Source organism: Parvularcula bermudensis HTCC2503, assembly GCF_000152825.2.
GTDB classification, from domain to species: Bacteria; Pseudomonadota; Alphaproteobacteria; order Caulobacterales; family Parvularculaceae; genus Parvularcula; species Parvularcula bermudensis.
On the sequence record NC_014414.1, the window covers coordinates 999,374 to 1,017,986 of the forward strand.

An 18,613-nucleotide genomic window follows, 5' to 3' on the forward strand; every position below is an offset into this window, starting at 1 on the left:
CTCCCGGCAGCGGAAGGCTATATAAATGTAAACTTCGGTATCAGCCCCCACCTTGGCGGATGCCTCCCCCGAACACTTGCTCGCGTTGAGGTCAGAGGCATGACGATTTCCCCCACCCCTTCCCTGTTCACCCTTGGGGCGGTCGCCGCGCTGACCCTTGCAAGCGGGATCACGCCCGCCGCTGCGCAAGAGGCGCGGGCCGTTTGGTCGGCGGTGCATGAGAATGATTATTTCGCCGGGACAGATCAAAACTATACGAGCGGGGTGCGCTTTGCCCGCTTCATCGAGGTCGAGCCGGGGGGCTTTCAATTCGGGATCGCCGAGCGGTTGTTCGGGGCCAGGGGCGATCGTGATGAGGTCATTTACGGTCTTGGCCTTGGCCAAAGCCTCTATACCCCCACCGATACCGACGCGGAGGCGCCGCTCTTCGATCAGCGCCCCTATGCGGCGTGGCTTTACAGTGAATACAGCCTGATCCGCCTGGGGGGCGGCACTGCCGATCAACTGACCGTTGAATTCGGGACGGTGGGCCCGGACGCCTTGGGCGAAGAAGTCCAGAACAATTATCACACCCTGATCGGCGGTGAGGAGGCCGAGGGGTGGGATAATCAGATCCGAAACGAACTTGGCGTTGTCGTCAGCTACGAACGAAAATTACGGGCTCAATTCTCTCGCGAGATCGGAAATGTCGGAGTTGGGGTCGACGTGACCCCCTATGCCGGGGGTTCGGTGGGCAACATCCGCAGCGACGTGCGGGCGGGGGCTATTCTCCGTCTCGGGGCAGGGCTCGATGACGATTTCGGGCCGCCACGGATCAATCCCGCCTCCGCCGGGGTGGGGTATTTCAGCCCCACCCAATCCAATGCCTTATATGCCTATATCGGCGGACAGGGGCGATATGTGTTCAACGACATCACCCTCGAAGGGTCCTTGTTCGACGATGACGATCCGGTGACGGTCGACATCGAAGAGACGGTCGGCGAAATCCAAGGCGGCATCGTGTGGCGGATTGCGGACTGGCAGTTGGCCTATAGCCAGGTCTGGCGCACCAAGCAGTTCGAAGCCCAAGCCGACAATCAACGCTTTGGCGCGGTGAGTATCGCCCGGCGGTTCTGATCTGAATGATCGGTCGCTGTGGGTTGAGGGCGGATCGTCGTCATCCTGTCATGTAACAATGGTTAACGTCCCCTCGCTGAGGCGATTCGCGTCGCGAATTTGAGAGGGATACTGACCATGCTGCCAACTGCCGATCTGGGGCTGACCGAAACGGCTTCGCTGCGCCTTTCTGCAACGGGGACGGAGGGGGCCGACGAACGCCTGACCGCCGCCCTTCTCAGTCCGTCGGGCCAGGACGCGTTGGCATTGTCCTGGTTGGCGGGGCCAGTGGACAATTCGCTGGTCGGGTCGGCTTTCACGGCGTCGGCTCTCCCCGGCCCTTTGATTGCCGAGTTCCAGTCGAATCCGCCGGGCACCGACCCGGCGACCCAGACGATTGAACTGTCGGGGGAGGCGGGGACCAGCTTTACCGGCGTTCTTTTGTCCATCGAAAGCGATGCGGGATCGTCGGCGGGGACCGTTGACCGGCTTGAAACCGTTTCGGGGACCTTCGATGCGAATGGGCTGCTGACGGTTGAGATTGCGGATCTCGAAAATCCCTCCTTCACCCTGGTGCTGCTCGACAGCTTCACCGGTGCCGTTGGGACCGATATCGACACGGATGATGATGGGACGGCGGACGATCTGTCGACCTTCGGTACGGTCCTCGACGCGATCGGGGTGCCCGACACGGCGGGGGATGAAGCCTTTGTCTATGGCGCAGAACTTGGCGGGACGGATTTCGCCTATACCGGGGCGGAGCCCGAATTGATCTTCCGTGACGGTAGCGTTGGCGATCTTTACGCGGTCAATTTCCTGGGCAGTTCGACGGACATCGTCGCCGCGGACGGCACCGTCCTCTCCCCATCCGATTTCGATACCGACCCCACCCTTGCCCCGACCTTCGGCGCCCTTAACCCGACCCTCGGCAGCCAGGCGGCGCCTGTCTTGATTGCTGAGTTCCAGTCGAATCCGCCGGGCACCGATCCGGCGACCCAGACGATTGAACTGTCGGGGGAGGCGGGGACCAGCTTTACCGGCGTTCTTTTGTCCATCGAAAGCGATGCGGGATCGTCGGCGGGGACCGTTGACCGGCTTGAAACCGTTTCGGGGACCTTCGATGCGAATGGGCTGCTGACGGTTGAGATTGCGGATCTCGAAAATCCCTCCTTCACCCTGGTGCTGCTCGACAGCTTCACCGGTGCCGTTGGGACCGATATCGACACGGATGATGATGGGACGGCGGACGATCTGTCGACCTTCGGCACTGTCCTCGACGCAATCGGGGTGCCCGACACGGCGGGGGATGAAGCCTTTGTCTATGGCGCAGAACTTGGCGGGACGGATTTCGCCTATACCGGGGCGGAGCCCGAGCTGATCTTCCGTGACGGTAGCGTTGGCGATCTTTACGCGGTCAATTTCCTGGGCAGTTCGACGGACATCGTCGCCGCGGACGGCACCGTCCTCTCCCCATCCGATTTCGATACCGACCCCACCCTTGCCCCGACCTTCGGCGCCCTTAACCCGACCCTCATGGCAGACCCTGAGCCCATTACCCTGATCAGCGATGTTCAAGGCACCGGCGCGGTCAGCCCCCTTGCCGGCGGCACCGTGACCGTCCGCGCTGTGGTCGTTGGCGACTTTCAAGACGGTGGTCTTGGCGAGAACGGCGACTTCAACGGCTTCTACCTCCAGGAGGAGGATGCCGACGCGGACGGCGATGCTCAGTCTTCTGAAGGAATTTTCGTCTTCGACGGTTCGAGTCCTGCCATCGATGTCGCTGTCGGTGACCTTGTCGAAGTGACAGGGACCGTGACGGAGTTCTTCGGCGAGACCCAGATCAGCCTGTCGTCGATCGAGATCATCAGTGCGGATAATACCTTGCCCACGGCCGCGACGATCACGTTCCCGGTGGCCGATGTCGTGAGCACCGACGATGGCACCTTGATTGCGGATCTCGAAGCCTATGAGGGGATGCTGGTCACGGTGCCGAACAGCCAGCAGCTGACCGTCACAGACCTTTTCACCTATGGCCGGTTCGGCGATATCGGCCTGACCGCGGGGGATCGTTTGCCGATCTTTACGCAGGATAACGCCCCCGATGCCGTGGGCTATGCGGCGTTCCTTGAAGAGGCGGCGAAGTCGACCCTGGTGATCGATGACGGCTCATCCGTTCAGAACCCGACAAGTCTTCCTTATCCGGACGGGTTTTTCGACGGCGATGAGGGCTTGCGTGCCGGAGACAGTGTGCAGGATCTTGTGGGCGTTGTGCGCTACAGTCGCGGCTCAGGCGGATTTGGCGACGAGAATTTCCGGATCAATCCGGTCGAGGCGCCGACCTTCGTCAACGATAATCCGCGCCCGACCGAGGCCCCGGATGTCGGCGGCGACTTGACGGTGGCCACCTTCAACGTCCTTAATTTCTTCACGACCCTCGATCAGAACGGGAACACTTCCGGCCCGAGCAATCTTGAGCCCCGGGGGGCGGATAATCAGGCAGAGTTCGACCGCCAATTGGACAAGCTGGTCCAGGCGATCGGGCAGAGTGGCGCCGATATTCTGAGCCTTGTCGAGCTGGAGAACGAATTCGCCGACACCAATGGCGATGGGCAATTCGCGATTGGCACATTGGTCGACGCGCTGAATACGGCCTTCCCGACGGAGACCTATGCCTATGTCGATCCTGGCCAGTCCTTTGTGGATGTCAGCGACGCGATTTCGGTCGGCTTCATCTATAAGACGGACAAGGTGCAATTGGCCGAGGGCACCACGGTCGAGATCTTGAGTGACGCCGATCTGCCGGGGCTTGGCCTGTCCTTCGGGCAGCCGGTCTTTGACGGGGTCAGCACCAACCGGGCTGCCCTTGCCGCAACCTTCGAAGAGATCGACGGCGGCGGTCAAGTCACTCTCGTTGCGAACCACTTCAAGTCCAAGGGCGGCAGCGGCAGTGGCGGCGACGCCGATCAAGGCGACGGCGCCGGCGCCTTCAATCAGACCCGGCTCAACGCCGCGATCGCCCTCGATGCGTGGCTGGCCACCGATCCGACCTCTTCGGGCGATGCCGACGTGATGATCCTCGGCGACCTCAATGCCTACGCCATGGAAGATCCCATCGCCTATCTGAAAAATGCAGGGTTCACGGATCTGGTCGATAGTCTGGCCGACACGGATTATACCTATGGGTTCCCCGTGGATCTCGGGATTGTGCCGCAGGCCCAGGGCTATGGCACCCTCGATTATGCCTTCGCCAATGCGTCCTTGCTCTCCCAGGTCGTCGATGCGGCGGTTTGGCATATCAATGCGGATGAGCCGCCGGTGATCGATTACGATCTCGACTTCAAGCCGACTGAGCAAGAAGCCTATTTCGATCCGTCGACCCCGTTCCGGTCCTCCGACCACGATCCTGTTCTGATCGGGCTTAACCTGACCAGCAGCAATGTGGCCCCGACCGCCTTCGACGATGACGCCCTCGTCACAGCGGGCCAGAGCGTTGAGGTCGATCTGTTGGTGAATGATGTCGACGAGGATAATGATCCGCTGACGGTTGTGGACCTGGATGTCGCGGGACTTGAGGGCAGCGTCCTCGACAATGGCGACGGGACCGTGACCTATTCGACGGAGGGTCGCTTTGCCTATCTGGCCGAGGGTGAAACCGCCCTGACCAGCTTTGGCTACACCATCAGCGATGGCGAGGAGCAAAGTTCCGCCACCGTTTTGGTAACGGTCGAAGGGCCAGTGGAGGTCGCCAATAGTGGGACCGCCTTCAGCCTGCTGACCTTTACCAATGGCGGGCTCAACCTGTTCACCTTCGACGGCGATGCCTTCCGCGCCTATGGCCAAGGGGCCGATGCCGGCGTGAGCTACGATGAGGTTGAGGCGTTCCTGGCAGAGGCGGCCGCGCTCTATGGCGGCGTTGTCAGTATCGAGGCGACCATCGACGATGCGGTGCTCGCCGACGGCGAGGCTGCCCTGTCGATCGAGGCAACGGCCGAGGGCCTCGTGACCCTCGCCGGGGATGCGATCGATGGCACGCTGACCTTTGCCTTTGCTACCCAGCGGGCGGCGGAGAATTTCGAGGCCTTCCTGTTCGATCTCACGGACGAGATCGCCGCGAACGGGGCGGTGGCCAACGATCCGACCGATTTCCGGTTCGATCTGGGCGGTCTGCGGGTCTTCTACGATCAGATTGGCGATCAGTTCGGGTTCACCGCCGATGGCGGGGCGACCCAATCGCGGTTCGACGCTCTTGATCCCTTCGTCGAGGCGATTGCGACGGTGTTCGGCGCGACGGCCTTGCGCGATGGGGCGATTGACGGCCTCGCCGCGGCTGAGGGTGAGAGCCTGACAGTGCTGCGAGCGGGCACCTTCGCCCTCCTCACCGGGGGCGCGATCGAGGGGACCGAACTCTACCGCTTTGCCGATGAGGCAACGGCGGTGACGGTCGCCACGGGCCTTAACGACCTGTTCGATCTGATCGACGAGACCGCGGCCGTTGCGGCAGAGGACGCAAGCCCCGCCCCGGCGCTCATCGACGCGGCGGACCTGTTCGCTTAAGGAGCGCGTCGAGCCCTAGGGGCTCGTCCCATCCCCACCCGTCGGGCCGCTTTTCTCTATAAAAGCGGCCCTTGCCGTCTCTGCGCCCTTAGGGGGCGGGACCTTAGAGAAAAGCGGGGAAAAGAGCTGGCCGGGCCGCTCTTCTGCCTAAAGGAAAGGGCTGTTCTCTTCGCTCAGAAATAGGGTCGCCGGGGACGCTTAGTCCGGGCTGACCGCCTCATCGTCGTCGTCGCCGTCATCATCGTCTTGCACCGCGTCGATCCCGGCGATGATGGCGCCCGCCACGAGGCCCGATGCAATATATTTGCCCGGCCCAATCCGTAAGGACCGCTTGGCCGAATGCGCGCCGGCAACGTCGCACAGATCGGTGGTCACCGTCGTGATGGTATTTGCGGGCATGGTGACCGCACAGCCATAGGCCTCGACCCTGGCGGCGCTATTGGGGCCCACCACCACGCGATCCTCAGGCAACAGGACGAGGGCCTCCTCAACGGGTAGACTGGTCGTCCCGCGAAGGACGGTCACGCGCCCCTCCGTCCCCATTTCGGCGCGCACGGCACCGACCCCAGGATCGGCCTGAAGCGCCAGAAGGCCGGTGGCAATCAAGGACAAAACCATTACCCATTCCCTTATCGGTGCGTCCGCAACAATAGAGGGCTAGCACGCAGGGGCCGATGTCGAAAGCAGGGAGAGGGCGGGCGGTGCTTAGGCTTGCCGGCGCTTCTTGGGTTTGCCTAAGGGCCTCGCCGATGCGGGCTCTTGCCGCGCCGCCGCGACAATCATCTTGACGCGGGCTCCCCTGCGTCGTACGCGCGCGACCTTACTCGATCGCCAAGAAGTCGGGACGGAAAAAGGCATGCCGGGGCTTCTCTCCGGCCAGCGAAAGGCAGATTCTATGTACGCAGTCGTGAAAACCGGCGGCAAACAATTCCGCGTCACCCCCGACGATGTCATCAAGGTGGAAAAACTTGATGGTCAGGCGGGGGACATTATCCAGCTCGAGACGGTCTTGATGCTCGGCGGTGAAGGGGAGGCGGAAATCGGCGCCCCCACCGTGTCCGGCGCCTCCATCGCCGCTGAGATTCTTGAGCAGGGGCGCGATAAGAAGATCACGGTCTTCAAGAAACGCCGCCGTCAGAATTATCGCCGGAAAAAAGGGCATCGCCAGCCGATGACCGTTCTGCGGGTCCGTGAGATCCTGACCGGCGGCGCAAGTCCTTCGGTAACGGCCTCCACGCCGAAGGCCAAAGACCCGATCGACCCGGCGGCAACCCCGCCCCGCGGCGCCACGGATAATCCCGTTGGCGCCTTCACCGAAGACAATGTTGCTGAAGCGACGGAAACGAAGGACGATTAAGCATGGCACATAAAAAGGCGGGCGGCTCGTCACGGAACGGTCGCGATTCAGAAAGTAAGCGCCTCGGCGTGAAAAAGTTCGGGGGCGAGCACGTCGTCCCGGGGAACATCATCATCCGCCAACGCGGCACACGGTATTTTGCCGGTGACAATGTCGGGCTCGGCAAGGACCATACGATTTTCGCTAAGGCAGAAGGTCAGGTCACGTTCCGGACGACAAAGGATGATCGCAAGATCGTCAGCGTTACCCCGGTAGAGGATGGGGCCTGAGGCGGCATCCTCGATTCAGCGGCGGGATCGTCGCTCAAGGGGCCCCTCGGGCCCCTTTTTTGTTGAGAGGACAAGGAGACATGCCCCATAGCCTTCGAACCGAGCGACTGGTCCTGCGGCGCTCCGTGCTGCGGGACGCCGATGATTTGACGGTCGTCTTTGGCGATCGCGATGTCGCTGTTTCGACGAAAACTTGGGGACATCCGCTCACTAGGGAGGAGACGCTGTTCCGTCTGCGGCAATGGCGCACCTCCGACCCCCGAGAAACCTTCGGTCTTGTGATGGTCCAGAACGGCAGGGTGATCGGCAGCATCGGTCTCAGCCAGAGGCTCGGGCGGCGCTGGTCGATCGGTTATAGCGTAAGGAAAGACCTATGGGGGCAGGGGCTGACCACCGAAGCGGTGCGGGCCCTGTGCGCTCACGCCTTTCGCGCCTTGCCGGTCAATGCGATCGAGGCGGATATTTTCACCGATAATGTGGCGTCCCAGCGCGTGGCGCTCAAGGTCGGTTTTCGCCCCTTGGGCGATATCGGCCCAGGGTGGTCAATGACGCGGCGCGACAATTTTCCCCGACTGGGCTTTCGCCTCACGCGGCAGGACCTAAAACCATGAAGTTTCTCGATCGTACAAAGATTTATATCATGTCAGGCGGCGGAGGGAATGGATGTGTCTCCTTTCGCCGGGAGAAGTTCATCGAATTCGGCGGACCGGACGGGGGCGATGGCGGCCGCGGCGGCCATGTCATTGCCGAGGCGGTCGATAACCTCAATACGCTGATCGATTTTCGCTATCAGCAGCATTACAAAGCGAATCGTGGCGAGAACGGCGCAGGGCGGAATCGCACTGGGGCGGGGGCGGACGACCTCATCATCAAGGTGCCCACCGGCACGGAGATCTATGAGGAGGACGAAGAGACCCTCATCGCGGATCTGAAAAACACAGGTGACCGGGTTCTCCTCGCCAAGGGCGGCAATGGTGGCTTTGGGAATACGCATTTTAAGACGAGCACGAACCAAGCGCCCCGCCACGCGAATAAGGGGCAACTCCCCGAGGAGCGGACTTTATGGCTAAGGCTGAAGCTGATTGCCGATATCGGCCTTGTCGGCCTGCCGAATGCGGGGAAGTCGACTTTTCTTGCGGCGGTGTCCGCGGCAAAGCCGAAGATCGCTGATTATCCCTTCACGACCCTTCATCCTCAATTGGGGGTGGTTCGGCTCGGCCCCAATCGCAGCTTCACGCTCGCCGATATTCCCGGTCTGATCGAAGGGGCCCATGAGGGCGCGGGGATCGGCCACCGTTTTTTGGGGCATGTCGAACGATGCGCAGGTCTCCTCCATCTGATCGACGGGACGGAGGGCGACATTGTTGGTGCCTATCGAACCATTCGCGAAGAATTGTCGGCCTATTCGGCGGATCTTGCCGCGCGTCCGGAGATCCTGGCCCTCAACAAGATCGACGCGCTGGACGAAGATGTGCGGGAGGAAAAGCGGGCCGCCCTGGCACAGGTCACCGGCACGACGCCTTTCCTCGTCTCGGGGGCCACGGGGGAGGGGCTGTCTCCTCTCCTTGAGGCGATGGGCGCCCTCACAGCGCAACGTCGGGCGGCGGCACAAGAACGGGAGCGCCTGCGCGACGCCGCCCCCGATGAGGAGGGATGGCGGCCCTGAGGTGCGGGCGATGCGACAGGGTCAGACCGGGACCTCGGGGCTGAATTGCCCCTGCTTGCGATAGCGGACGAGATAGGTCGGCAGGATGGCCTCCAGGGTCTCGGGGGAGATGCCGAAATCTTCGATGGTGCCGAGGGTCTCATCCTTGGTCAGGCCGACCACATTATCCCGGCGGAGGAGTTTCACCTGATCGCTGGTCAAGGGCGGGGTGACAAAAGGCAAGGAGCCGACGACGTCCCCGACATTGCCGATGAGAGAGGCCACCGGCAAGGGGGTCGGCAGTAGGATCCGGCGACGACCGATGATCTTCAGCATCAGCTGCATCAATTCCTTGAATGTCATGATTTCAGGCCCCCCCAGCTCATAGGTCCGGCCCCTGAGGTCGAGGTCGTCCAGGGCGGCGGCGACACAATCGGCGACATTGTCGACATAGATCGGCTGGAATCGCGTTTGGCCGCTGATCAGCGGCAATACCGGCGACATCTGCGCCATGCTGGCAAATCGATTGAAGAAGTCATCCTGGGGGCCGAAGACGATCGACGGTCGCAGGATCGCGGCCCCCGGAATGGCCTCTTTGACCGCCGCTTCGCCCGCCGCCTTGGTCCGCGCATAGACGCTGTCGCTCGCCGGGTCGGCGCCGATCGCCGAGACATGCACCACATTCGTGATGTCCGCGCGCGCAGCCATTTCGGCGACATTGCGGGCGCCCTGAACCTGCACGCTCTCAAAGGTTTGCTGTCCTTCGGGCGCAAGAATGCCCACGAGGTTGACGACGGCATTGGCGCCCTCCACCGCCTCCGCCACCGACATCCGTTCGCGTATATTGGCCTGAACGATATCGATTTGGCCCAGCTTGCCTAAGGGCTTGAGGAAATGGGCGTTGTTCGGTCGCCGTACAGCGGCACGGATACGCCACCCGTGATTGGCCAGCTCTCTGACGACATGACGGCCCAAAAAGCCTGAAGCGCCGAGAACGGTCACGATTTTGGCAGCCATGAGTGGTGTCTCCTTTGGCGGGTAATGTCGAATGCTGGACCTAGTCGACCCCGCACGGTTTGGGTAGGTCTCGATCCTCAAACGCGTCTAATGTCTCGACCGGTTTGAGAGGAGACCGCAGCTAAGGTTTTCGCTGTGACGCTTTTCGACCCTTGGGCGGAATGGGCGCGGGGTCGGCGCCGGCTCCCCCCGTGGCGGGCGGCGCAGCGGGGGACAGAACAAGGGGCGACAGAACAAAGGGTGACAGGGACGGGGAGGTCCGGCAACGCGTATGGATAGCTTCACAATTAAAGAACCCGACCTCGTCAAGATCAGCGCCTCGCTGACGGCGGACGAATTAGCGCGCCGATTTGGGCAATATACCGAGACACTGACCCTTTCGCGTTGGGATGCCGACACCCCCCTTGGCGCGGGGGGTGTCGAAGCGACCCCTGAGCAAAGGCGGGCCTGCGGCCTGCGGTTCACCCAGTTCTTCGATCTCGAAGCCGAGGCGTTGGAAACCAATGCCGAGGACCGCTTCGGCCAATGGGCGGCGCGTCTGTTCCCCCTGATCCGGCGACGGCTGACGTCGTTTCGGTTCTATCCGGCGACCCCTGCGGGCTATGTCGATACGCGCCATAATGCGGACGACATCTATCAGGACGCGGCGGCCGTTGCGAGTTTGATTCAGGGGCGTCGCCGGGTTTTCAGTTTGGTGCAGGCGGACAATCTGATGGGGCTTGTCAGTTCGGTTCTCGCCCCCTCGCTTCTCCGGCTTGAGGTAGTCGATGGGCGCGGACTTGGTCCTGACGAACTCGCCGAAGCGGTCCAGTTCGGTGACCTGATTATCGCCACGCCGACCTTGTGGCGATATCTCGCAGAAACGCTGCCGGATCTTCCTGACAATGTGATGGGACTGACCTTCGGGGAGCGGTTCAGTCCGGAGCTTGCGCGGCAATTGCGCTCCCGCGGTGTGGGGGCGATGCGAGAACTCTACGGATCGACCGAAACCGGCGTTGTGGGGTGGCGCGACAGCCCCCCGGACCCCTTCTCGCTTTTCCGCCATTGGAGCCGAGGGGAGGGCAGCGCCATCATCAGATCCAGCGCCAATGGGCGACCCTATAAAATGCTCCCGATGGACGATTTGTCCTGGACCGGGCCGTCGCAATTTGACCTTGGCGCCCGGCGGGACGGGGCCATTCAGATCGGCGGGGTCAATGTGTTTCCGACTGCGATCGCAGCGACAATCGCCGAGCACCCAATGGTCAGCCAATGTAGTGTGAGAGTATCGCAGCGGCCGGGCGCCCTCGATCGATTGATTACCGATATCGTTCTCGCCGATGATATCGACCCGGACGAAAAGATGGCGTGGTCGATCGACGAATGGTGTCGCCGGCGATTAAGACCCACAGAGCGTCCGCGAATATATAATTTCGCCGACCAGCTGCCCGAAGACAACCATTAGAGCCGTATCGCTCAATCGGGGCTGGGAAACGTCTCTAGCTCTTTGCTTCCCCGCATTTTCTCTACGCGAACCGGTTCCCGCTTCGCTCGAAAATGCCCCAGGGGCGCTCATGAATCGTTGCCGTTAGAGGGGGTGACCGCCTCGCCCACCGAAACAAGCCCTTCGAGGCTTTCGACGACGGAGTTCGACGGGTTGTCCCCGGCCGAGGCGCGGGTCACGGCCTGCTGCGCCTGTTCGGCGACACTGGCCAATTCGGCGCGACTCTCATTCGACCCATCGCCGATGGCCGGGATCTGTTCGCATACGGTGGTGCAGGAAAAGGTGTACCGGTTCTCGCCGGCCTGCAGGGTCACCACATTATTGCTGGCATTCCGAACCTTTAGCGCAAGACGGTCGATTACCTCTCCACGCGCGTCGAAAAGGGTAATTGTCGTGGCGCCGGGCATTTTGCCAAACAGAATGATATTCGTTTTCGTCCGAACCGTGACATCGGCAATCGCCGGGTTCCCGACGACAATACTGCTGATGGGCTTTGCGGTCTCGTGAAACCGAGCATCGTTCAGTGTCAGCCACATCTCTCCTGCCTGTGCGGTGGGGGCGAGGGCAGTCGCGGCGATCACGGCCAATCCGGTAAACAGTTTCATGACGGTCGTCCCATGAGAGATACGCAACACTCTTTTAGCCATCTAAGTCTCAACAACACTTTAAATCCGTGGGGGGGAGCTTTACGCAATCTCAGTGTTCCTCTGTTAGTCATCGCATCCTGCCTAGAGACAAGGTGCGTAAATGGCCGCTGCGATCGATCCCTCCCATGCCATGCCGATTGAGCGGGAGCGACTTTCCCTTCTCCAGGCTTTCCCTTGGCTGGTCGGCGTCTCCGTTCCGACACTTGTGGCGATCAATGCGATTTCGGATCATGTGGCCTATGCCGAGGGCGACAGTATTGTCATTGACGGACAATTCGACGGGACAACATTGTTCGCCCTGGCCAAAGGACATGCGCGGCTTGTCAAGGCGACGTCGCGTGCGGGGGAATTCGATGTCGATGAATTGACGTCTGGTCAGACAGTCGGACTGACGGGGCTGTTGGCCGATGAAACCTTGGGCTCTTTACCCTTAAGCTTGATGGCCACTGCCCCGTCCGATTTCTTTTTGATCGACTGCGGTGCTTTTCGGGAATGTATTGATACCCATGACGACCTCGCCAAGGCTTTGCTCCGTCATGCCGCACGACAATGGCAGCAGGCCGTGGCCCCCCAAGACGGTCGGATCGATGGCGAGCGGAGAATTCATCGTCTGCTGATCGACCTCGTTGTTCGGCGCAACGGTAATCATGTGATTGACCCGATGCCACGCCATTCAACGATGGCCGAGCAATGCGGTGTGGCGGATCGGGAGGTTGCGGCAGTGGTCGCGCGCCTCATCGATAGTGGGATCGTTAAGCGAGACTATCCAGGGCTTGTCGTTGAAGATCTTTCGCGCCTCAGAAGTCTAGCATATTGAATACTTATTAGTAGCGAAAAATTTACCAATATACTTTCCAGCGTTCGTCATTTTTTTAACTTCATGCCATAGGACAAATTACATCTGGAGAGTGCAAAAACCAGATTTCTTTGGGTAACAGGAGAGAACCATGAACAATCTTTTTAATCGCTTCGTGAAAGACGAAGACGGCGCCACCGCTATTGAGTACGGTCTGATTGCCGCCCTGATCGCGGTTGCGATCATCTCGGCCGTCAGCTCGCTCGGCACCCGGATTCAGGGCGCGTTCGACGACGTGAACACCACGCTCGAAAACAACGGCGTCACCACCTGATCCGTTTACGGGTTTCGCTGGCCCCTCTTTCCTAGCCGCTGCGTGATACGGTTAGAAGATGGGCTGGCGAGCATAAATAGGCCGGCTTCGCGACAGCGAGGCCGGCTTTTTTGTTTCGAACCTCACCAAAACGCTCAGGATTCCATTGCCTAACTTGTTGGCAAGGAAATCCTTACCTCGTCAGCCTACACCACACTCAAAGGGTCGAGAACATGTTTTCATCCGTCATTAGTCTCGTCTATCCGGCGCTGCTCAGCGTTGCGGCAGTCTATGATTTGACAAGTTTCAAGATCCCCAATCGGGTTACGGCGGCCTTGGCGGTTGCGTGGCCGTTATGTGCTCTTGCTGTCGGCATTCCCTTTACAATGGCCCTGTCGAGTGTTGCCTTTGCCTTTGGTATTCTGGCCGCCGGCTTTGCCCTCTTCGCCATCGGAAAGTTAGGGGGCGGCGATGTCAAACTCTTGGCGGCAACGACCCTTTGGGTCGGGCCGGCACTGGCCCTCGAATTCGTTCTGTGGACGATGATTTTTGGCGGAGGGCTCGCTTTTGCGCTGCTGTCGTTTCGGCGCCTCCCCCTGCCGGTGAATGTCATGTCGACGGGGTGGCTGTTCGATTTGTATAATCGAAAGAAAGACATGCCCTATGGGGTCGCCATCGCGGCATCTGGCCTGATGTTATGGTCAAAAACTCCCTTCTCCCTCTTCTAGAGAAAACCCGTGAGGAAAGGGCGTATTAACATTGTTTTGAAGGTTAGCATTCAGGTTACCGTAATACGGGGCTGTCGGAGTCCAAGGGTGAGAGCATGAAAGCCGCACGTTTGCTTATATTGTTAGTTGCCATCGCCGCAGGCGGGGCAGCGTTCTTCATGCTTGCCGGTAATGATGAGCCCGCGGTGACGACCGCTGTTCCGACCGCGCCCATTCAACCCCGCATGGCGATGGCTGAAGTAATGTTCAGTGCAAAGGATATTCCCCAGGGCGCTATTTTATCCGAGGGCATGGTCAAATGGGTGAAGTGGCCGTCCGCCAATGTACCAGAATTCTTCATCACCAAGGATGATCAGGATTTCATCGACAATCTCGGTCTGCGTCGTGCGCGGCTGCGGATCGATGCGAACCAACCTATCTATGGCGTCAATACGGTTGCCCATGGTGACCGGGGGATGCTGGCATCGATCCTGACGCCGGGCATGCGTGCGGTCACGGCGCGTATGGGCCTTGAGGAGACCTCAGGCGGGTTTATTCTTCCTGGGGATCGAGTTGACATCTTCGCAACCGGGATCGGCGACGACGGGCAGATGGAAACCTCCGCCATTCTCCGGAATATTCGCGTGTTGGCGATCGATCAGGTCACCAATGTAACGGACGAGCAAACCGCGCTCAATGGATCGACCGTTACATTTGAGCTCTCACCAGCCCAGGTCCCCAGCTTTATCGGCGCCAGAGACAATAAGCAGCTCACTCTCGTATTGAGGAGTGTCTACGACCTTTCGCCTGAAACAGGCATGCCGATCGTCGACACCTCACCCGAAGAGGTGGTCGTCATTCGGTTCGGCCAAGGATGATAATCGATATGCGTAAGATTTTGTCAGTGATGGCTGGACTTGCGGGGGCGGTCCTTATCGGGACGGGTCCATCAATGGCGCAGCCGGGGGGGAGTACCCCCCTCGAATTCGAGACCACCTACGATGCCGGCGGTAATGGTCTTGCCAGCCGCGAGGTTCTCCTCCCCCTCGGCAAAGCGGCGATCATCGAATTGCCCCGTCCCGCCACGGATATCATCGTCTCCGACCCCGATATCGTCGAAGCCGTGATCCGTACCCCTCAACGTGTCTTCCTGATGGGGCGTGAGGCCGGACAGGCGAACGCGTTCTTTTTCGACCGCGCCAACAACCAGATCCTCAATCTTGAAATCCGGGTCGAACAAGACGCCGACACGATACGGGAATTAATGACCAAGCTCGTGCCGAACGCTCGGATTTCAGTGGAGAGCCTTAACGGGAATGTGATCATCCACGGTACGGTGGATAATGCATCGGACGCTCAGCGGGCGGGGGAAATTGCTTCGCGCTTCGCGGGTGAGGATAACTTCGTGAACATGCTGAAAGTTCGCGAGCCCTCACAGGTTCTACTGAAGATCAAGATCGTCGAGATGCAGCGTCGTCTTGTGCGGCAATTGGGCATCGATTTGAACGGCGTCGCCCAGGTCGATCGGTCCGCCATCGAATTTGCCGTGCAGAACTCCTTTGCCATTTCCGGTCAATCCTTGGGGGGGATCAATGCCAATCTTTCCACTCCTGGATTTGGTGATATCACTAATCTTGATTTCGCCTTCGACATTTTCGAACAGAATGGTCTTGTGAAGACGCTCGCCGAACCGAGCATCGTCGCGTTGAGCGGACGCAACGCCTCCTTCCTGGCGGGGGGGGAATTTCCCGTCCCCGAAGCGAGTGCGAACGGGACGCCGTCCGTCACCTTCAAACCATTCGGTGTGCAGCTTGAATTCCAACCTGTGGTCTATTCGAAAAACCGTATTCAGTTGACCCTCGCCACGGAAGTCTCGGACGTCTCGAACGTGAATGGTCTCTCCATTGCCGGTGCGACCCAGGCGGAGGAGGACCCCGATACCGGCGAGATCATCGAGCAAACCTTTGAAGGGTTTATCGTGCCGGGGACAGTCAGCCGCTCGGCGGCGACAACGGTCGAATTGCCGTCGGGGGGCTCCCTCGCTCTTGCGGGCTTGTTGCAAGAGGACATCAACGAGGTCATCGACGGCGTTCCGGGTCTTAAAGAGACCCCTGTCCTGGGCGCCTTGTTCCGTAGTCAGGAATTCCAGAGCCAACAGACCGAGTTGGTGATCATCGCCACCCCTTATCTGGTGGAGCCCACCGACCTCGCCGCTCTAACCGATCCGGCCCAGGGCTATGCGCCGCCAAGCCCGGTTCAGTCCGTCATCTTGGGTCAATTGGAAAGCGCCTATGGCGTCCGCGGACGTAAGGCCCGTGACGCACAACTCTCAGGGCCGATCGGGTTCATTCTCGACTAAGTCGAAAGGAAGAATATTCAAGATGCGTAAGATTGCTGTTCTTCTGCCCCTTCTAGTGGTCAGTGCGGCCTGTACCTCCCCCTTTAACAGCGAGGTCCATTCGCTATCCGCGGCAGAACGCCATCCGATCACGGTGGATCAACAAGCCGTGACCCTGACGATCCCGATCGACTCGACCCGAAGCGGCTTATCGCGCGGGGACCTCCAACAGCTTGACCGCTTCGTCAGCGCCTATCGCACAAAGGGCTATGGCCCGATCACTGTAACGGCCCCGGCGGGAACCGGACGGGATCTTGAGGCGAACGAAACCGCGGCGGCCGTCCGCGCGGCGCTGAATGACAGCGGTGTGGCCTATGCTGATATTCAGGGGGCCTCTGTGACCTCTTCAACGGCAAAAGAAGTGATGGTGTCCTTCGTGCGTTATGTGGCGCAGGGGCCCCAATGCGGTGTGTTCGACAATGAGCGGGCCGCTCGTTTCCGAAACCTATCGCACCCGAATTTCGGCTGTTCCAGCCAGCACAATTTGGCGGCGATGATCGCCGACCCCCGCGATCTGACGAGAGCTCAATCCACCACTACACGGGACGGGCATCTCGCCAGTAAACCGATCAATACTCAGAATACTGTCGTGATCGAAGCTGTAGAAGTGGAGCTCGATTGATCGTCCTCCCGTCGGGGGCGATGCGTCGAATTTGAGGAGATGACCATGGCAGGAGTTTCGGGCGAAGCCAAAGGGGACGGTGAATTCGAGTTCGATCTCGATCTCGACGATCTCGACGACGAAACATTGCAGAAACTTCTCGATGAGGACCCTAATCTCGAGGAGGAGTTGCGCGCGCTCGAGGCGGCGGAACGTCAGCATGACGAAGCGGCGGACGAGGAGGTGTCATCTCCTCCGGTGACGGATGATCTTCCCCCGGCGGTCACACCGGACGATCAACCCCCGGCGTCTGTTGAGGACGATCGGGTCGATGCCCTGGACGATTTCGACTTTGCCTCCTCAGCCGCCATGCAGTCCGGTCCGCCGCCTGCCGTCAGGGAGCAGGAGGAAGGCAATATCGCGCCAGAACCGACATCAACGGCGTCCCCCCCAGCGCCCATGGGCGATAGTTTTATGCAAGGGGTGCCTCCCGGTCCGTTGCCGGAGGAAACCGACACGACCGCGCTCAATATCGCTCCCATTCCGCGGATTAACGTTCACGTCTTTACCCAGAACGAAGCAACCACGCTGATTGTCGAGAAGGCAGCGGCGGATCGTCGAATGTCAAAGACCCATGTGACGATCTCTGCGGGGGATGCCGCAAGTGCCGCCCAGATCTATGCTGAGGAAGCCAGCCCGAACCTAATCTTGATTGAGGCCAGCGAGTCCCCGACGAGCCTACTGGCGGGGCTCGATCAGCTTGCCGAGGTCTGCGACCCGAGCAGCCATGTCATGATTATCGGGCATCTGAACGATATTCAGCTCTATCGCTCTTTGATCGATCGCGGGGTCAGCGATTATATCGTGGCGCCGCGGTCACCACTCCAAATCATCGAAGCCATCGGGAAAATCTATACCGATCCGGCGGTCAGCACGATTGGGCGATCCTTTGTCTTTGTGGGGGCACGCGGGGGCGTCGGCTCCTCGACAATCTGCCATAATGTGGCGTGGGCTCTGGCAGAGGAATATGCATCGGACACTGTGCTTCTCGATCTTGACCTGCCCTTTGGGACGGCCAGTCTCGATTTTGAGCGCGATCCCAGTCAGGGGTTGGCCGAGGCGCTTTCCTCCCCCGAACGCTTGGACAGTGTTCTGCTCGATCGTCTGTTGCAGGAGGTGACGAAGCGCCTCTCCATCTTCAGCGCACCCAATATGCTTGAGCGAACCTATGAATTGTCGCCCGAGAATTTTGAGATCGTGATCGATCTTGTGCGTCAGGCAGCGCCTTCGGTGGTTGTGGACCTGCCGCATATCTGGTCACCTTGGTCGCAACACGTCCTTCACGGCGCTGACGAAATCGTGATTACGGCGACACCTGACCTGTCGTCTTTCAGGAATGCCAAAAATCTGGTCGAAGTCATCAAGGCCCACCGGGCGAACGATGCACCGCCGATTTTATTGCTCAATCAGATGGGTGTGCCGAAACGGCCGGAGGTGCCGGTCGAGCAATTCGAAGAGGCCCTCGATCTTGAGGCGCTCTCTGTGTTTCCATGGGACCCTGCCGCCTTCGGTCAAGCCTCCACAAATGCGGAAACCCTGATCGAACTTAATCCGAAGTCGAAATGTGCCGTCGCCCTAAGGACAGTATCCGAAAGGCTGCTCGGTCAAACACAGTCCGCAAAGAAGCAAAGGCTCAGTCTTAAATCTCTCTTTTCCTTAGGCCGGTAGACC

Annotated in this window: 17 protein-coding genes; 14 read left to right on the plus strand and 3 right to left on the minus strand. The window is 60.1% G+C overall.

All coding sequences use genetic code 11. The features are described from left to right. The first annotated feature begins 99 nt into the window (after positions 1-99). Positions 100-1,116 (plus strand): lipid A deacylase LpxR family protein, encoded by a 1,017-nt coding sequence (locus PB2503_RS04815; RefSeq protein WP_013300108.1) that lies wholly within the window; start codon positions 100-102, stop codon positions 1,114-1,116. Between the two features lie 117 nt (positions 1,117-1,233). Then, complete coding sequence (locus PB2503_RS13830) at positions 1,234-5,649, plus strand: ExeM/NucH family extracellular endonuclease (RefSeq protein WP_013300109.1); 4,416 nt, start codon at positions 1,234-1,236, stop codon at positions 5,647-5,649. Positions 5,650-5,847: 198 nt separating this feature from the next. On the opposite strand, the gene PB2503_RS04825 is transcribed toward PB2503_RS13830, so the two are convergent. After that, complete coding sequence (locus PB2503_RS04825; RefSeq protein WP_013300110.1) at positions 5,848-6,267, minus strand: hypothetical protein; 420 nt, start codon at positions 6,265-6,267, stop codon at positions 5,848-5,850. 277 nt (positions 6,268-6,544) lie between these two features. Here PB2503_RS04825 and rplU point away from each other — a divergent pair, with 277 nt between their 5' ends. The 4 genes from rplU to obgE all read left to right on the plus strand — a co-directional run bounded on the left by rplU (position 6,545) and on the right by obgE (position 8,941). Then, positions 6,545-7,006 carry a 50S ribosomal protein L21 gene (gene rplU, locus PB2503_RS04830; protein WP_083811106.1) on the plus strand — a complete coding sequence of 154 codons (462 nt, stop codon included), beginning with the start codon at positions 6,545-6,547 and terminating at the stop codon, positions 7,004-7,006. A gap of 2 nt (positions 7,007-7,008) precedes the next feature. After that, positions 7,009-7,275: a 50S ribosomal protein L27 gene (gene rpmA / locus PB2503_RS04835; protein WP_013300112.1), complete on the plus strand. Its 267-nt coding sequence runs from the start codon at positions 7,009-7,011 to the stop codon at positions 7,273-7,275. Positions 7,276-7,355: 80 nt separating this feature from the next. Next, positions 7,356-7,886 (plus strand): GNAT family N-acetyltransferase, encoded by a 531-nt coding sequence (locus PB2503_RS04840; RefSeq protein WP_013300113.1) that lies wholly within the window; start codon positions 7,356-7,358, stop codon positions 7,884-7,886. Beyond that, on the plus strand, positions 7,883-8,941 hold the full coding sequence (gene obgE, locus PB2503_RS04845) for a GTPase ObgE (protein WP_013300114.1): 1,059 nt from the start codon (positions 7,883-7,885) through the stop codon (positions 8,939-8,941). Before PB2503_RS04840 ends, obgE begins: the two co-directional genes overlap by 4 nt. A 21-nt stretch (positions 8,942-8,962) precedes the next feature. Here the strand turns inward: obgE and PB2503_RS04850 are convergent, their stop codons facing one another. After that, positions 8,963-9,937: a complex I NDUFA9 subunit family protein gene (locus tag PB2503_RS04850; protein WP_013300115.1), complete on the minus strand. Its 975-nt coding sequence runs from the start codon at positions 9,935-9,937 to the stop codon at positions 8,963-8,965. Between the two features lie 271 nt (positions 9,938-10,208). Here PB2503_RS04850 and PB2503_RS04855 point away from each other — a divergent pair, with 271 nt between their 5' ends. Continuing rightward, complete coding sequence (locus PB2503_RS04855; protein WP_013300116.1) at positions 10,209-11,381, plus strand: acyl-CoA synthetase family protein; 1,173 nt, start codon at positions 10,209-10,211, stop codon at positions 11,379-11,381. 107 nt (positions 11,382-11,488) lie between these two features. Here PB2503_RS04855 and PB2503_RS04860 read toward each other — a convergent pair whose 3' ends face one another. Continuing rightward, positions 11,489-12,025 carry a pilus assembly protein N-terminal domain-containing protein gene (locus tag PB2503_RS04860; RefSeq protein WP_013300117.1) on the minus strand — a complete coding sequence of 179 codons (537 nt, stop codon included), beginning with the start codon at positions 12,023-12,025 and terminating at the stop codon, positions 11,489-11,491. Positions 12,026-12,167: 142 nt separating this feature from the next. On the opposite strand from PB2503_RS04860, the gene PB2503_RS04865 reads away from it, so the two are divergent. From PB2503_RS04865 to PB2503_RS04895, 7 genes are all read left to right on the plus strand, one after another. After that, positions 12,168-12,884: a Crp/Fnr family transcriptional regulator gene (locus tag PB2503_RS04865; RefSeq protein WP_013300118.1), complete on the plus strand. Its 717-nt coding sequence runs from the start codon at positions 12,168-12,170 to the stop codon at positions 12,882-12,884. A 130-nt stretch (positions 12,885-13,014) separates the two neighbouring features. After that, positions 13,015-13,197: a Flp family type IVb pilin gene (locus tag PB2503_RS04870; RefSeq protein WP_013300119.1), complete on the plus strand. Its 183-nt coding sequence runs from the start codon at positions 13,015-13,017 to the stop codon at positions 13,195-13,197. Positions 13,198-13,409: 212 nt separating this feature from the next. Then, complete coding sequence (locus PB2503_RS04875; RefSeq protein ID WP_013300120.1) at positions 13,410-13,904, plus strand: A24 family peptidase; 495 nt, start codon at positions 13,410-13,412, stop codon at positions 13,902-13,904. Positions 13,905-13,999: 95 nt separating this feature from the next. After that, positions 14,000-14,761, plus strand: a complete 762-nt coding sequence (gene cpaB / locus PB2503_RS13835) for a Flp pilus assembly protein CpaB (RefSeq protein WP_013300121.1) — start codon at positions 14,000-14,002, stop codon at positions 14,759-14,761. A gap of 8 nt (positions 14,762-14,769) precedes the next feature. Further along, positions 14,770-16,242 carry a type II and III secretion system protein family protein gene (locus PB2503_RS04885; protein WP_041535323.1) on the plus strand — a complete coding sequence of 491 codons (1,473 nt, stop codon included), beginning with the start codon at positions 14,770-14,772 and terminating at the stop codon, positions 16,240-16,242. 22 nt (positions 16,243-16,264) lie between these two features. Then, complete coding sequence (locus PB2503_RS04890; RefSeq protein ID WP_013300123.1) at positions 16,265-16,903, plus strand: CpaD family pilus assembly protein; 639 nt, start codon at positions 16,265-16,267, stop codon at positions 16,901-16,903. 45 nt (positions 16,904-16,948) lie between these two features. Next, complete coding sequence (locus tag PB2503_RS04895; RefSeq protein WP_013300124.1) at positions 16,949-18,610, plus strand: CpaE/TadZ family protein; 1,662 nt, start codon at positions 16,949-16,951, stop codon at positions 18,608-18,610. Positions 18,611-18,613 lie beyond the last annotated feature (3 nt).

Bases quoted from the DNA above. Each gene is read 5' to 3' on its own strand.
- rplU (WP_083811106.1), top strand. From the start codon at position 6,545: ATGTACGCAGTCGTGAAAACCGGCGGCAAACAATTCCGCGTCACCCCC.
- PB2503_RS04890 (WP_013300123.1), top strand. From the start codon at position 16,265: ATGCGTAAGATTGCTGTTCTTCTGCCCCTTCTAGTGGTCAGTGCGGCC.
- PB2503_RS04850 (WP_013300115.1), bottom strand. From the start codon at position 9,937: ATGGCTGCCAAAATCGTGACCGTTCTCGGCGCTTCAGGCTTTTTGGGC.
- PB2503_RS04885 (WP_041535323.1), top strand. From the start codon at position 14,770: ATGCGTAAGATTTTGTCAGTGATGGCTGGACTTGCGGGGGCGGTCCTT.
- PB2503_RS04840 (WP_013300113.1), top strand. From the start codon at position 7,356: ATGCCCCATAGCCTTCGAACCGAGCGACTGGTCCTGCGGCGCTCCGTG.
- rpmA (WP_013300112.1), top strand. From the start codon at position 7,009: ATGGCACATAAAAAGGCGGGCGGCTCGTCACGGAACGGTCGCGATTCA.
- PB2503_RS04825 (WP_013300110.1), bottom strand. From the start codon at position 6,267: ATGGTTTTGTCCTTGATTGCCACCGGCCTTCTGGCGCTTCAGGCCGAT.
- PB2503_RS04870 (WP_013300119.1), top strand. From the start codon at position 13,015: ATGAACAATCTTTTTAATCGCTTCGTGAAAGACGAAGACGGCGCCACC.
- obgE (WP_013300114.1), top strand. From the start codon at position 7,883: ATGAAGTTTCTCGATCGTACAAAGATTTATATCATGTCAGGCGGCGGA.
- PB2503_RS04860 (WP_013300117.1), bottom strand. From the start codon at position 12,025: ATGAAACTGTTTACCGGATTGGCCGTGATCGCCGCGACTGCCCTCGCC.
- PB2503_RS04865 (WP_013300118.1), top strand. From the start codon at position 12,168: ATGGCCGCTGCGATCGATCCCTCCCATGCCATGCCGATTGAGCGGGAG.
- PB2503_RS04875 (WP_013300120.1), top strand. From the start codon at position 13,410: ATGTTTTCATCCGTCATTAGTCTCGTCTATCCGGCGCTGCTCAGCGTT.
- cpaB (WP_013300121.1), top strand. From the start codon at position 14,000: ATGAAAGCCGCACGTTTGCTTATATTGTTAGTTGCCATCGCCGCAGGC.
- PB2503_RS04895 (WP_013300124.1), top strand. From the start codon at position 16,949: ATGGCAGGAGTTTCGGGCGAAGCCAAAGGGGACGGTGAATTCGAGTTC.
- PB2503_RS04815 (WP_013300108.1), top strand. From the start codon at position 100: ATGACGATTTCCCCCACCCCTTCCCTGTTCACCCTTGGGGCGGTCGCC.
- PB2503_RS13830 (WP_013300109.1), top strand. From the start codon at position 1,234: ATGCTGCCAACTGCCGATCTGGGGCTGACCGAAACGGCTTCGCTGCGC.
- PB2503_RS04855 (WP_013300116.1), top strand. From the start codon at position 10,209: ATGGATAGCTTCACAATTAAAGAACCCGACCTCGTCAAGATCAGCGCC.